Annotated in this window: 14 protein-coding genes; 7 read left to right on the forward strand and 7 right to left on the reverse strand. The window is 67.0% G+C overall.

Annotation, left to right across the window (positions count from 1 at the left end; genetic code table 11):
* Positions 1-236: 236 nt before the first annotated feature.
* The 5 genes from CSC71_RS13615 to thiE form a co-directional block, all read right to left on the reverse strand.
* Complete coding sequence (locus tag CSC71_RS13615; RefSeq protein WP_162374922.1) at positions 237-617, reverse strand: hypothetical protein; 381 nt, start codon at positions 615-617, stop codon at positions 237-239.
* A gap of 56 nt (positions 618-673) precedes the next feature.
* Complete coding sequence (locus tag CSC71_RS13620; protein WP_211368045.1) at positions 674-1,330, reverse strand: hypothetical protein; 657 nt, start codon at positions 1,328-1,330, stop codon at positions 674-676.
* Between the two features lie 377 nt (positions 1,331-1,707).
* Complete coding sequence (locus CSC71_RS13625) at positions 1,708-2,319, reverse strand: HAD-IA family hydrolase (RefSeq protein ID WP_162374924.1); 612 nt, start codon at positions 2,317-2,319, stop codon at positions 1,708-1,710.
* Complete coding sequence (gene hemL / locus CSC71_RS13630) at positions 2,316-3,605, reverse strand: glutamate-1-semialdehyde 2,1-aminomutase (RefSeq protein WP_162374925.1); 1,290 nt, start codon at positions 3,603-3,605, stop codon at positions 2,316-2,318. The genes CSC71_RS13625 and hemL overlap by 4 nt, the downstream gene beginning before the upstream one ends.
* Positions 3,606-3,722: 117 nt before the next feature.
* A complete protein-coding gene (gene thiE, locus CSC71_RS13635) occupies positions 3,723-4,373 on the reverse strand; it encodes a thiamine phosphate synthase (protein ID WP_162374926.1) in 651 nt (216 codons plus the stop codon).
* Positions 4,374-4,438: 65 nt separating this feature from the next.
* Here thiE and CSC71_RS13640 point away from each other — a divergent pair, with 65 nt between their 5' ends.
* From CSC71_RS13640 to CSC71_RS13650, 3 genes are all read left to right on the forward strand, one after another.
* The gene (locus tag CSC71_RS13640; protein ID WP_162374927.1) at positions 4,439-4,627 is read left to right on the forward strand and encodes a rubredoxin; all 189 of its coding nucleotides are present in this window, start codon (positions 4,439-4,441) and stop codon (positions 4,625-4,627) included.
* On the forward strand, positions 4,627-5,301 hold the full coding sequence (locus CSC71_RS13645) for an alpha/beta hydrolase (RefSeq protein ID WP_162374928.1): 675 nt from the start codon (positions 4,627-4,629) through the stop codon (positions 5,299-5,301). The genes CSC71_RS13640 and CSC71_RS13645 overlap by 1 nt, the downstream gene beginning before the upstream one ends.
* A gap of 143 nt (positions 5,302-5,444) precedes the next feature.
* Positions 5,445-6,179, forward strand: a complete 735-nt coding sequence (locus CSC71_RS13650; RefSeq protein ID WP_162374929.1) for a LytR/AlgR family response regulator transcription factor — start codon at positions 5,445-5,447, stop codon at positions 6,177-6,179.
* Between the two features lie 36 nt (positions 6,180-6,215).
* Here the strand turns inward: CSC71_RS13650 and CSC71_RS13655 are convergent, their stop codons facing one another.
* The gene (locus CSC71_RS13655) at positions 6,216-6,974 is read right to left on the reverse strand and encodes a 2OG-Fe(II) oxygenase (protein ID WP_162374930.1); all 759 of its coding nucleotides are present in this window, start codon (positions 6,972-6,974) and stop codon (positions 6,216-6,218) included.
* Between the two features lie 127 nt (positions 6,975-7,101).
* Here CSC71_RS13655 and hemC point away from each other — a divergent pair, with 127 nt between their 5' ends.
* The gene (gene hemC / locus CSC71_RS13660) at positions 7,102-8,010 is read left to right on the forward strand and encodes a hydroxymethylbilane synthase (protein WP_162374931.1); all 909 of its coding nucleotides are present in this window, start codon (positions 7,102-7,104) and stop codon (positions 8,008-8,010) included.
* Positions 8,011-8,015: 5 nt separating this feature from the next.
* On the opposite strand, the gene CSC71_RS13665 is transcribed toward hemC, so the two are convergent.
* A complete protein-coding gene (locus tag CSC71_RS13665) occupies positions 8,016-8,660 on the reverse strand; it encodes a hypothetical protein (RefSeq protein WP_162374932.1) in 645 nt (214 codons plus the stop codon).
* 112 nt (positions 8,661-8,772) lie between these two features.
* On the opposite strand from CSC71_RS13665, the gene CSC71_RS13670 reads away from it, so the two are divergent.
* From CSC71_RS13670 to CSC71_RS13680, 3 genes are all read left to right on the forward strand, one after another.
* Positions 8,773-9,741 carry a helix-turn-helix transcriptional regulator gene (locus CSC71_RS13670; protein WP_162374933.1) on the forward strand — a complete coding sequence of 323 codons (969 nt, stop codon included), beginning with the start codon at positions 8,773-8,775 and terminating at the stop codon, positions 9,739-9,741.
* Between the two features lie 507 nt (positions 9,742-10,248).
* Entirely contained in the window at positions 10,249-10,551 is a 303-nt protein-coding gene (locus tag CSC71_RS13675; RefSeq protein ID WP_162374934.1) for a hypothetical protein, read from the forward strand.
* 76 nt (positions 10,552-10,627) lie between these two features.
* The gene (locus CSC71_RS13680) at positions 10,628-12,727 is read left to right on the forward strand and encodes a prolyl oligopeptidase family serine peptidase (protein WP_162374935.1); all 2,100 of its coding nucleotides are present in this window, start codon (positions 10,628-10,630) and stop codon (positions 12,725-12,727) included.
* Positions 12,728-12,758: the final 31 nt, after the last annotated feature.

Here is a 12,758-nt window from a genome sequence, read left to right on the forward strand (position 1 = left end):
GACGCTATCGGCGGTGCGATGGGAGCCGGCGATGCGGGCGCACTACCAACAATTGCGGGCACGTGGAAAGGTGGCCAAGGTCGCGCTGGTGGCGTGCATGCGCAAGCTGCTGACGATCGTCAATGCGAGGCGGCGGGACGAGTTGAAGGCCTTGGCGGCTGTCGCCTAAAGGCACCTTCTCAAGACAGTTGCTGAATTAAGCCGACCCGCGAAGCGGGTTCGGCTTGAATGAATTGTTAGGTGCGTGGCAGCAGGCCTTCATGAACCAGCACCTCCATGACCCGTGGCAATGTGTACTTTTGCCAGCTGATAGTGCCCTCGGGGTCCTCCAAGTGTCGATACTCCCCCGCATCAAAAGCGTGATAGATGTCCCACGGTAAGCCGCGGAGATTTATATCTGCTACGCCGAATAGGCGGTTCATCGCCCTGTTGCCATCTGCGAAAGACACCTCACCATGCACAAACTCCAAGGCAACAAGCTTTGCAAACAGGTAGCAAAATTGGTCTTGAGTAATGCCGTGCTTAGAGCAAAACGGCACGAAGCCATCAGGCCACAAAGGGTTGCCGTCCTCGTACTTGATGCATAGATCTAAAAGCTGGCGTAAATCTTCTTCCACGCACCTAACGCCTGAATTAAGCCGAGCCGCGAAGCGGCTTCGGCTTGAATGAATTGTTAGGTGCCCGCCGCCGAATCGTCACGAAGGTTGACACCATGATGGTCGCCTATGCGGTAAAGCAGGAGAAGACCGTAATCCATGCAGGCAGCAGAATAATTTGATAGTTGGCGATGGCTAATGGAAATGGGGGATCCGATCTTGAGCTTAAGCCATGGGCAGCTTGCCTTCAGCTTGCGATCACAACGACCATTCTGGTGCGCAATAGCATTTCTTATCTGCTGAAGTTCAAAAATTGAATCTGATGTCTTTGAAGGGACGGCACCGGAGAGGCCGAAAGGGTCGAGGAGAGCCTCAAAGCGGTTTACGCCGCGTTTGAGGCTAGACGATGTCTCCTGCTCTAGAAGCTCAATGATGTAAGCAGATTGCTCTGCCTTTGTTAGAGGGACGTAGTCAGACAGCTTTACGCGAAGCCGATTGAAAGGCTGGCCGCTAAGCAAGGAAGGGTTGTGCTTAACCCATTCAATGGCGATGCCCTTCACTAGATGCTCCAGCCAGCTCCAAAGCCCCACAGTGGCCAGCGAGTGAAGGACTGGGAAGTCATTCTTTATCTCTGACTCAGCCAGCGCGGCATCCTCTTCTATGGCTTTCTGACGTTCGGGATCTGGGCCAGTTTTCCCTTGGACGCGTGCGACTGCCTTATTAAGACGAGGCATGCGCGTTACCAGGGAAATGCCAGATCGGCTAATGGAAATCGCGCGGATGAGACTTTGCTCTGCCTCCAAGGCTGACTCGAAGTGGGATGTCACCCAATCAGGGACTCCCGCTTTGCTCTTCTTTGACTGTCGAGATGTCATCCGAGGGCACCTAACGCCTAATAGACCCCAAATCGGGGTGATATGACGAAGTATCCGCGGCCCGGGCGAGGCGTTCAAGGGGCGAATTCCTGCGTGGAATCAAGCTGTTGACCGATAGCCGCGGGCCGGTCATGACGGCAATCCTGCCTTGCATATTTCAATCTGCGAGGCGATATGCCATATCCATCACGAAATGCGGTGATAAACCCGGCACAAGTCGGGTCGGATAAATGTCTTCAGACGAACAGCCCGCGCCCGATCAGTTCGCGCGCCAGCGGCGCGGCGCCGGTGAAATGCAGCGCATCCAGCCCGGCGCAGCGTGCGCCCTCGACGTTCGGCGCGCGGTCGTCGACGAACAGGGTCCGCGCCGCAGCGGTGCCGCGTTCGGCCAGGCAATCGAGGAAAGAGCGCGGGTCGGGCTTGGCCGCGCCGTATTCGGCGGCGAAATGCACCGCGCCGGCGAACAGCGGGAACAGCGCCGGGCAGATCTCGCGCATCCGTCCGTGCATGTAGGTGCCGTTGTTGGTCAGGATGGCGACCCGTACCTGCGCCGACGCCGCTTGCGCCAGTTCCAGCATCTCCGGCCGCGGCCTCATGCTGGCCGCGCGCGCGTCGATGCAGTCCTGCAGGCTGAGCGTGGCGCCGAGCCGGCGCGACAACTCGCCGGCGTACAGGTCCGACGACCATTCGCCGCGGTCGGATTCGTCCTCGAAACCGCTCAGCATCAGCGCCTCGTGCACGCGCCCGGGCGTGGTGCCGCTGCGTTCGGCCAGCAACTGCAGGCGCGCGGCCTCGTCGTAGTCGACCAGCACGTCGTCCAGGTCGAACAGCACCAGGTCGTAGTTCATCCGCGCGCGATCCCGAACGCTTCGCGCGCCGCCTCGACCGTCGCGGCGACCACCGCGTCGTCGTGCGCGCTCGACACGAACCCGGCTTCGTACGCGCTCGGCGCGAGGAACACGCCGCGCTCCAGCATCGCGTGGAAGAAGCGGTTGAACGCCGGGATGTCGCAGGCGGTGGCCTGGGCGTAGGTCTCGACCTTCTCCGCGGTGAAGAACAGGCCGAACATCGCGCCGACCCGGTTGGTCGTCACCGCCACGCCGGCTTCGCGCGCGGCGGCCTCGAGGCCTTCGCACAGCGTCGCCGTGGTCGCGGTCAATTTTTCGTGGAAGCCCGGTTCCTGGATCAGCTTCAGCATCGCCAGGCCCGCGGCCATCGCCACCGGATTGCCGCTGAGCGTGCCGGCCTGGTAGATCGGGCCGCTCGGCGCGATCTGCCGCATCAGTTCGGCGCGGCCACCATAGGCGCCGACCGGCATGCCGCCGCCGAGGATCTTGCCGAAGGTGCTCAGGTCCGGGGTGATGCCGTAGTGCGCCTGCGCGCCGCCCAGCGCGACGCGGAAGCCGGTCATCACCTCGTCGAAGATCAGCAGTGCGCCGTGCTGCGTGCACAACTGCCGCAGGTGCTGCAGGTAGCCCGCGCGCGGCGGGATGCAGTTGGCGTTGCCGACCACCGGTTCGATGATCACCGCGGCGATCTCGCCGCCGATCTCGTCGAACAGATGCGTCGCGCCTTCGAAATCGTTGTAGCTCAGCGTCGCGGTCAGCTCGCTCAGGCCCAGCGGCACGCCGGGCGAGGTGGGCACGCCGAGCGTGAGCATGCCGCTGCCGGCCTTGACCAGGAACGAGTCGCCGTGGCCGTGGTAGCAGCCCTCGAACTTGACGATCTTGCTGCGTCCGGTGGCGCCGCGCGCCAGGCGGATCGCCGACAGCGTGGCCTCGGTGCCGGAGTTGACCATGCGCACCATCTCGCACGACGGCACCAGCTTGACGATCTCCTCGGCCATCGCCACCTCGGCCGGGCACGGCGCGCCGAACGACAGGCCGTCGCGGATCGCCTTCTCCACCGCCTCGCGCACCACCGGGTGGTTGTGGCCGGCGATCATCGGGCCCCACGAGCCGACGTAGTCGATGTAGCGGTTGCCGTCGACGTCGTACAGGTAGGGGCCGTCGGCGCGCTGCACGAAGAACGGCTCGCCGCCGACCGACTTGAACGCGCGCACCGGCGAGTTGACGCCGCCGGGCAGCAATTGTTGCGCGCGGGAGAAGAGGGCGTGGGAGTTGTCGTGGTTCATCAATGATTCCCTGGAAATGAATTTTTGTAACCGCTCGCGCTGAGCGTAGCTCGCGAAGCGGGCGGAGTCGAAGCGCAGCCGAGCCTGTCCTTCGGCCTCGGCCCTGCGGGCCTACGCTCAGGACGAACGGGTTGGCGATTCGAAACGGAAAAGATAGGCACGGACAGCGGCCACCGGGTCGGGCGCATCGAACACGCCGCCGACCACGGCGACCAGGTCGGCGCCGGCATCGAGAATGGGCTTGGCGTTTTCCGGCGTGATCCCGCCGATCGCGACGAGCGGCACGCCGAGCGGTTTCGCGTCGTGCAGCAGCCGCGTCGTCGCGCGCCGCGTGGTCGCCTTGGTCGCGGTCGGGAAGAACGCGCCGAAGGCGACGTAGCTGGCGCCGGCGGCGACCGCGCGCCGCGCCCGCCCGATGTCGTCGTAGCACGAGGCGCCGACGATCGCGTCCGGCCCGAGCAGGTCGCGCGCCGCGGCGATGTCGCCGTCGTCCTCGCCCAGGTGCACGCCGGCCGCGCCGATGCCTTCCGCCAGGCCCACGTCGTCGTTGACGATCAGCGGCACGCCGGCGGCCTCGCACAGCGGCTGCAACGCCACCGCCTGTTCCCAGCGCAGGGTGTCGCCGGCGGTCTTGTTGCGGTATTGCAGCCACGCCGGGCCTTCGCGCAGCAGCGGCGCCACCCGCGCCAGCAGCCGCGCGGTATCGGCCTCGTCCGGCGTGACCAGGTACAACCCCGTTGGGGCGGGACCCCGCGGAATCCGGCTCATCGGCCGGCTTCCGGCGCGCGGGCGGGGATGGGACAATGCGGGTTCATTCCCACATTATCCCCCCAATGACCGAACCGAACGACACCGCCTACCGCTCCTGGATGTGCGTGGTCTGCGGCTTCATCTACAACGAAGCCGACGGCCTGCCGGAGGAAGGCATCGCCCCGGGCACGCGCTGGGAGGACATCCCGGACGACTGGACCTGCCCGGACTGCGGCGCGACCAAGTCCGATTTCGAGATGGTGGAAATCTGATGGCGGGCGCGGCGCTGCTCGAGACCGTCGAGCACGAAACCGGCGCGGACCCGCAATGGACGGTGCTGTGGCTGCACGGCCTCGGCGCCGACGGCCACGATTTCGCGCCGATCGTGCCGGAACTGGTCCGCCGCGACTGGCCGGCGCTGCGCTTCGTGTTCCCGCACGCGCCGGTGCGCCCGGTGACGATCAACAACGGCCTGCGCATGCGCGCCTGGTACGACATCGCCGGCATGGATTTCGCCACCCGCGCCGACAGCGACGGCATCGCCGAATCGATGGCGCAGGTCGAGGCGCTGATCGCGCGCGAGCACGAGCGCGGCATCCCCGCCGGATGCCTGCTGCTGGCCGGCTTCTCGCAGGGCGGCGCGGTCGCGCTGGCGCTGGGCACGCGCCGCGAAGCGCCGCTGGCGGGGCTGATCGCGTTGTCCACCTACCTGCCCGGCGCCGACGGGCTGGCCGGGTTCGCCAGCGCCGCGTCGAAAAGGCAGCCGGTGTTCATGGCCCACGGCCTCGGCGATCCGGTGGTGCCGCTGCTGTACGGGAAATCCAGCGCCGAGGCCTTGCGGGGCGCCGGCTACGCGGTCGAATGGCATGCGTACCCGATGGCGCACCAGGTCTGCGCCGAGGAGATCCGCGACCTTGGCGACTGGATGACCGCGCGACTGGCGTAGCCGTGCCCGCGGCGTGACGGCGCTCGCGCTGCGGCGCCGGCGCAGGTGACTTCGGCATCCGCACGTGGCTACTATGTCCGCGTCCCTCGCCGCCGTCGGGGCGCGAGGCATCGGGAGGAAGTTGCCGTCGTGAAGGTGGCGCCATGAAAGTCGTGGTCGTCGACGACGAGCCCCTGGCCCGCGAGCGCCTGCGCGCGCTGCTGGCCGAGTGTGCCGGGGTCGAGGTCGTGGCCGAGGCCGGCGACGGCCTGGCCGCGCTGCAGGCCTGCGCCGAATTCCAGCCCGACGTGGTGCTGCTGGACATCGCCATGCCCGGCGTCGACGGAATGGAGGTGGCGCGCCACCTGGCCGCGTTCGAGCCGCGCCCGGCGGTGGTGTTCTGCACCGCCTACGACGAGCACGCGCTGTCGGCGTTCGAGGCCGAGGCCATCGATTACCTGATGAAGCCGGTCCGCGGCGAGCGGCTGGCGTCGGCGCTGGAACGCGCGCGCATCTTCCTCGCCGGCCGCGGCAACGGCGCCGCACCCGGCGCCGCGGGCAAGCATGCGCGCAGCCACCTGTGCGCGCGCCTGCGCGGCAGCCTGCGCCTGATCCCGGTCGAGGAAGTGCATTACCTGCACGCCGAGGAAAAATACGTGGTGGTGCACCACGCGCGCGGCGAGGACCTGATCGAGGAATCGCTGAAGTCGCTGGAGGACGAATTCGGCGAGCGCTTCGTGCGCATCCACCGCAATTGCCTGGTCGCGCGCCACGAACTGGTCGAACTGCGCCGCAACGGCGACGGCCGCGTGCACGCGATCCTGCGCCACGGCGCCGAGCCGCTGGAGGTCAGCCGGCGTTGCGTGGCGGGGTTGCGCGAAGCGGTGCGGGGGTTCTGATTCCGGCTGGCGCGTCGACTTTGCGAGACTTGCTTTTTAGCCGATTTCCTTGCGGTTCACGCCTTGGAAGTCCGTCAACTCGTCGTATCGCGCGCCTTCCAGTTTGCGCACTGTGTAGTAGTAGAGGGCAATGGAACGGCGGGTGAGGGGCTCGGGAGCGGCCCACTCTCGTGGGTGCCCATGGAAACTGGTTTTATCCGTTTTGAAGATCACGGCACGATTGAATAGCGGCGGGATCGATTCGATGCATTTTCCGCCAAGCTTCGGACTCGAATCCCACAATTCAAGTTCGCCGCCATATCCCGGTTCCCAATTCTCGTTCAGGTATATCAGGACGTTGAGTTGCCGATGGAGGTCGAGCCGGGTGTATGAATTGAAATCAGTATGAATGTCGAGGATGCCGCCACGCAATATCTGGTGCATGCCGCCGCCGGTGTAGTGCGGGTCCGGTATCAGTTTCCCTATTCCCGTCAATGCTTCCAGGAACTGGAGGAACGGCGATGTGTTGAATTCGTACAGGGCGAACCTGAGAGTTGGATCCAGCAAATGGAACTTGCTCGAATTGCCCGGGCCTTGCTTGCCGTATTGGTGAGGAGAGCGTTTTTTCCAATCCAGCCATACGGGATGATCCGGTTGGGGAAATCTATTCGACAGGAACCGAGCGTGCTCGTAAGGCAAGAAGTCGTCGATGACGATATAACGGAAAGGTTCCGATGCGCTGAACTGGGCGCTCAGTTCCCCGACTCGGTCCGCCATGAAATCCTTGCCAAAAACGAAAGGGTATTCCGCGCTCATTCCGGCCCGATGGTTCGTGTGGCGGCGATTCCGCCATAAGCGTCGATGATATAGGATGTGATCGTAGGTTTGCGCGTCGTCCGGGCGTGTCCCTTGGACGGGAAATCCAAAGCGATAGAATGCGCGGATGAAGACCCTCCGCATCGCCACCCGCAAAAGCCCGCTCGCGCTGTGGCAGAGCGAGCACGTCGCCGCCCTGCTGCGCGCGGCGCACCCCGGCCTCGAAGTCGTGCTGGTGCCGATGAGCACGCGCGGCGACGAGGTGCTGGACCGCTCGCTGGCGGCGATCGGCGGCAAGGGCCTGTTCCTGAAGGAACTCGAGCTGGCGATGCTGCGCGGCGAGGCCGACTGCGCGGTGCATTCGCTGAAGGACGTGCCGATGGAGCTGGACGCGCCGTTCACGCTGCCGGCGATCCTGGCGCGCGCCGACCACGCCGACGCCTTCGTCGGCAACGGCTTCGCCACGCTCGACGAACTGCCGCACGGTGCGCGCGTCGGCACTTCGTCGCTGCGCCGGCAAGCGCAACTGCGCGCGCGCCGGCCCGACCTGCAATTGCTCGACCTGCGCGGCAACGTCAACACGCGGCTGGCCAAGCTCGACGCCGGCGACTACGACGCCATCGTGCTGGCCTGCGCCGGCCTGCAGCGGCTGGGTTTCGGCGACCGCATCCGCGCGCGCCTCGAGGCGCCGGACTGGCTGCCGGCGCCAGCGCAGGGCGCGATCGCGGTCGAAACCCGCGCCGGCGACGCCGGGGTCGCGGAACTGTTCGCCGCACTCGACGACCCGCCGACGCGGACCTGCGTGGAAGCGGAGCGGGCGATGAACCGCGCGCTGCACGGCAGCTGCCACGTGCCGGTGGCAGCGCTGGCGCGGCTGGAAGGCGAGGGTATGCGCCTGCGCGGCCTGGTCGGCTCGGCGCGCGATGGGCGCGTGGTGCGGGCGGAGGCGTCGGGCGGCGAGGCGGAAGCGCTGGGTCGCCAGGTCGCGGGCGACCTGCTCGACAGCGGCGCCGGCGAGCTGCTCGCGGAGGCCTGAACGGCCTACCGCGGCGCGTCGATGCGGATGCCGGGGTCGTCGTAGCGCGAATAGCGCGCGGTCATGTGGAACGGCTTGCCCTGCGCGCTGCCTTCGTGTTCGAACTTCAGCGGGCGCCCGTCGCCGTCGATCCAGTAGGTGAATTCGGCCGCTTCCGGCCGGGTCACCTTCACCCGGTACTTCTTCGCCGGCGTGCCGTCGACGCTGTCGGCGCCCAGCGCCTCCACGGCGAGGCCTTCCTTGCCCTGCCCGAACTTCAGCGGATCGCGCCACTGGCTCAGCGTGCCCTTCGGCAGCGGCATCTTCGCCGTGCGGCCCCGCACCTGCATGTACATGGTGTCGCCGATGACGACCTGGGTGCCCATCGGCATCGTGATGCGATAGCGGTCGGGGGCGACGAAATCCATTTCGCTGGTCGTGGTCGGCGTGCCCGCGCCTTCCATGACCATCGTGGCGTGGAAGCTCTTCGCGCCCCAGAACGCGTCCATCGACGCCTTCACCTCGTCGGCGGGGCTGGGTTGGGGCGGGGCGGGAAGCGCGGGCGCGGCCGTGCCGGGCGCGGATGCGGTCGCAGGGTCGGCGGGCTGGCCGGCCTTGCAGGCGGCCAGGGCGATGGCGAGGACGGCGACGGCGGAAAGGCGCGGCGGCATGGCGGGCTCCGGTCGATCGGTGGCGCGATACTAGCGAAAGCGCGAACTGCACGGAGAACCGGCCGCGACTCGGCGATAATCCGCGCCATCCCCCGCTTCCGGAACCGGGCTCATGGACAAGATCGAACGCATCACCGCCCTGCACCGCATCCTCAAGGCCGCGCGCTACCCGGTCACGGTCAAGCGCCTGCAGGACGAACTGGGCTGCTCGCGCGCCACCGCCTACCGCGACCTGGCCTACCTGCGCGATGCGCTGATGGCGCCGATCGAGGGCGACGGCGAGGCCGGCTTCCGCTACGCCCCGGGCGAGAGCGAGCGCTTCGAACTGCCCGGGCTGTGGCTGAGTTCGGAGGAACTGTATTCGCTGCTCGCCGCCCAGCAGTTGCTGTCGCGCACTACCGGCGGCGTGCTGTCGACCGCGCTGGCGCCGCTGCAGAAGCGCATCGAAACGCTGCTGGCCGACCACGCCGGGGTCGAGCACTGGCCGGTCGAGCGGGTGCGGGTGATCCCGCACCGCGGCCGCCGCCTCGACGAGACCGCGTTCCGCACCGTGGCCGCGGCGGTGCTGGAACGCAAGCAGCTGGCCTTCGAGTACCGCGCGCGCTCCACCGACGAGAAGACGAAGCGCACGGTGTCGCCGCAGCGCATCACCCATTACCGCGACAACTGGTACCTCGACGCGTGGGACCACGACCGCGAGGCGCTGCGCAGCTTCGCCGTCGACCGCATCGGCGGCGCGCGCGTGCTCGACGGGGCGGCGCGCGACATCGGCGAGGACGAGCTGAAGCAGCACCTCGCCTCCAGCTACGGCATCTTCTCCGGCGAACCGAAGGGCTGGGCGACGATCGTGTTCAGCGCCAAGGCGGCGCGCTGGGTCGCCGACGAGCAATGGCATTCGAAGCAGCAGGGGCGCTTCCTGCCCGATGGGCGCTACGAGCTGAAGGTGCCGTACAGCGCGTCGCGCGAGCTGCTGATGGACGTGCTGCATTACGGCGCCGACGCGGAAATCGTCGAGCCGGCGTCGCTGCGCGAGCAGGCGCGCTCGCTGCTGTCGCTGGCATTGTCGAATTACGAACGCTGACGCGCTGCAGCCCTTCTCCCCATGCGGGAGAAGGGGCCCGAAGGGCGGATGAGGGGACGCGAGCGCAGCGAGCTGTGCCTGCCGAAGTTGTAGGTCGTGGCTACCCCCGACGCGCCATGTTCGGTCGTGAGTTGAACGAAAGGCAGCCGAGCGAGCTTGGCTCAATGAAGCGAAAGCGTTCCGCCCTGACGGGCGGGTTACTTTTCTTTGCGTGTGCAAAGAAAAGTAACCAAAAGAAAGCACCCCCTGCCTTCGCGCCTTCCGCGCTTCGCGCTCCGGGTACGCGGAGCCGGCGGGGATTTTCGGAAGCCGCCTCCTGCGGCCCCGGAAACGGCGCCCATCCGTGTGCGCCCCCCCTTCGGGGTTTGCCCCCCGTCCCCGCCGCTGCGGAAGGGACCCCGAAAAGCGAAAGGCCAAGACAACAGCCAGAGCACTCCCGCGATGTCGCAACCCCTGAGATGGTGGACACGCAGATTGGCTCCATCGCCCCCCGGGAGACCCACCGCCATGACCCGACATGCCTCGTTTTCGCAAAACGTCGCGACCCCCGACCCGCAACTGGACCGCTGGCTGCGCAATGCCGTCTTCGCCGGCCTGGCGCTGAGCCTGCTGTTGCCGTGGCGCAGCGAATGGCTGGGGTTCACCCCGCTGTGGCTGCTGGGCATGCCGCTGAGCGCATGGTGGGCGTTGCACCGCTTCCGCCTGCCGGTACGGCAAGAACCGGTTCCGGCGCGCCGGCGGCGGCCGGGCGGGCAGGCGCGGCGGCGGCGCAAGCCCCTGGCGGCGAAGCGTTTCGCGCGCGCGGCCTGACCTTCGGCAGGGGGTCGCCCTTCGGGGGCTGTGCTAGCGTTCCGGGCCATTCAAATGGCTTCGTGGAGCCCTGCCGATGTCCCGATTCGCCCCCGTTTGCCTGCTCGCCGGCCTGGTCGCCGCGACGGGCGCGACCGCTGCCGAGGAAAAGAACGAAGTGACCGACCGCTACGCCTGGCTGGAAGACGTCACCGGCGAGAAGCCGCTGCAATGGGTCCACGCGCAAAACGCCAAGGCCGAGGCCGAGATCGCCGCGACGCCGCAGTTCAGGCGGCTCGAGGCCGACATCCGCGCCATCCTCGACTCCGACGCCAAGATCCCCGGGGTCGAGAAGATCGGCCCGTACTACTACAACTTCTGGAAGGACAAGGACCACGAGCGCGGCCTGTGGCGCCGCACCACGCTGGACGAATACCGCAAGCCCAACCCGCAATGGGAAACCGTGCTGGACCTGGACGCGCTGAACAAGGCCGAGGGCGAGAACTGGGTCTGGCACGGCGCCGACTGCCTGAAGCCGGAGTACGTCCGCTGCCTGGTCGCGCTGTCGCGCGGCGGCAGCGACGCCGACGTGACCCGCGAGTTCGACCTGGCGAAGAAGGAATGGGTGAAGGACGGCTTCTTCCGTCCCGAGGCCAAGGGCGGGCTCGGCTGGGTCGACGAAAACACCGTTTACGTCTTCACCGACTTCGGCGAAGGCTCGCTGACCAGCTCCGGCTATCCGCGCATCGTCAAGGAATGGAAGCGCGGCACGCCGCTGTCGGCGGCGAAGGTGGTCTACGAAGGCAGGGCCGACGACATGTACATCGCCGCCGTGCACGACCACACGCCCGGCTTCGAGCGCGACTTCGTCAGCCGCACCATCGCCTTCTACAACGACGAACTGTACCTGCGCGGCAAGGACGGCGCGCTGACCAAGATCGATGCGCCGAATTCGGCCAGCAAGAGCGCGCACCGCGAATGGCTGACGCTGGAGCTGCGCGAGCCGTGGACCGTCGGCGGCAAGGCCTACAAGGCCGGTTCGCTGCTGGCGGCGAAGTTCGACGACTTCATCGCCGGCAAGCACGACTTCACCGTGCTGTTCGAGCCGACCGACACCACTTCGCTGGCCAGCTACAGCTGGACGAAGAACTACCTGGTCCTCAATGTGCTGGACGACGTCAAGAACAAGTTGCGCGTGCTCAAGCCGCAGGATGGCGGCGAATGGGCCGCCAGCGACTTCACTGGCGCACCGGCCATCGGCACGCTCGGCGTCGGCGCGGTGGACAGCGACGAATCCGACGCGGTGTGGCTGACGTCGACCGACTACCTGACACCGACCACGCTGTCGATCGCCGAGATCGGCAAGCAACCGGAGGCGCTGAAGTCGAACCCGGCGTTCTTCGACGCTTCGAACGACGTGGTCGAGCAGCATTTCGCCACCTCGAAGGACGGCACGAAGGTGCCGTACTTCCTGGTGCGGCCGAAGGGCCTGAAGTACGACGGCAAGGCGCCGACCCTGCTGTACGGCTACGGCGGCTTCGAGATTTCGCTGACGCCGTCCTATTCCGGCGGCGTCGGCAAGGGCTGGCTGGAGAAGGGCGGCGTGTACGCGGTCGCCAACATCCGCGGCGGCGGCGAATACGGCCCGCGCTGGCACCAGGCCGCGCTGAAGGCGAACCGGCACAAGGCCTACGAGGACTTCGCCGCGGTCGCCGAGGACCTGGTGGCGAACGGGATCACCTCGCCGAAGCACCTCGGCATCCAGGGCGGCAGCAACGGCGGCCTGCTGATGGGCAACATGCTCACCCAGTACCCGCAGCTGTTCGGCGCGGTGGTCTGCCAGGTGCCGCTGCTCGACATGAAGCGCTACAGCCACCTGCTGGCCGGCGCGTCGTGGATGGCCGAATACGGCAACCCCGACACCGCCGACTGGGAGTTCATCAAGACGTTCTCGCCGTACCACCTGTTCGACGCGGACAAGGACTACCCGGCCACGCTGTTCATGACCTCGACCCGCGACGACCGCGTGCATCCGGGCCATGCGCGCAAGATGTACGCGCTGATGTCCGAGGCCGGCAAGGACGTGCGTTACTACGAGAACGTCGAGGGCGGCCACGGCGGCGCGGCCAACAACGCGCAGTCGGCGCACATGAACGCCCTGGCCTATACCTTCCTGTGGCAACGGCTGGCCGACTGAACCCGCCGTTGCCTCCCACGCAACCGGTCCC

Source organism: Pseudoxanthomonas sangjuensis, assembly GCF_010211755.1.
Classification (GTDB): domain Bacteria; phylum Pseudomonadota; class Gammaproteobacteria; order Xanthomonadales; family Xanthomonadaceae; genus Pseudoxanthomonas_A; species Pseudoxanthomonas_A sangjuensis.

What these genes read in the sequence shown, in the direction of transcription:
- CSC71_RS13625 (WP_162374924.1), bottom strand. Translation starts at nt 2,319, where the DNA reads ATGAACTACGACCTGGTGCTGTTCGACCTGGACGACGTGCTGGTCGAC.
- CSC71_RS13680 (WP_162374935.1), top strand. Translation starts at nt 10,628, where the DNA reads ATGTCCCGATTCGCCCCCGTTTGCCTGCTCGCCGGCCTGGTCGCCGCG.
- CSC71_RS13645 (WP_162374928.1), top strand. Translation starts at nt 4,627, where the DNA reads ATGGCGGGCGCGGCGCTGCTCGAGACCGTCGAGCACGAAACCGGCGCG.
- CSC71_RS13620 (WP_211368045.1), bottom strand. Translation starts at nt 1,330, where the DNA reads ATGCCTCGTCTTAATAAGGCAGTCGCACGCGTCCAAGGGAAAACTGGC.
- hemC (WP_162374931.1), top strand. Translation starts at nt 7,102, where the DNA reads ATGAAGACCCTCCGCATCGCCACCCGCAAAAGCCCGCTCGCGCTGTGG.
- CSC71_RS13655 (WP_162374930.1), bottom strand. Translation starts at nt 6,974, where the DNA reads ATGAGCGCGGAATACCCTTTCGTTTTTGGCAAGGATTTCATGGCGGAC.
- CSC71_RS13640 (WP_162374927.1), top strand. Translation starts at nt 4,439, where the DNA reads ATGACCGAACCGAACGACACCGCCTACCGCTCCTGGATGTGCGTGGTC.
- CSC71_RS13665 (WP_162374932.1), bottom strand. Translation starts at nt 8,660, where the DNA reads ATGCCGCCGCGCCTTTCCGCCGTCGCCGTCCTCGCCATCGCCCTGGCC.
- CSC71_RS13675 (WP_162374934.1), top strand. Translation starts at nt 10,249, where the DNA reads ATGACCCGACATGCCTCGTTTTCGCAAAACGTCGCGACCCCCGACCCG.
- hemL (WP_162374925.1), bottom strand. Translation starts at nt 3,605, where the DNA reads ATGAACCACGACAACTCCCACGCCCTCTTCTCCCGCGCGCAACAATTG.
- CSC71_RS13650 (WP_162374929.1), top strand. Translation starts at nt 5,445, where the DNA reads ATGAAAGTCGTGGTCGTCGACGACGAGCCCCTGGCCCGCGAGCGCCTG.
- thiE (WP_162374926.1), bottom strand. Translation starts at nt 4,373, where the DNA reads ATGAGCCGGATTCCGCGGGGTCCCGCCCCAACGGGGTTGTACCTGGTC.
- CSC71_RS13670 (WP_162374933.1), top strand. Translation starts at nt 8,773, where the DNA reads ATGGACAAGATCGAACGCATCACCGCCCTGCACCGCATCCTCAAGGCC.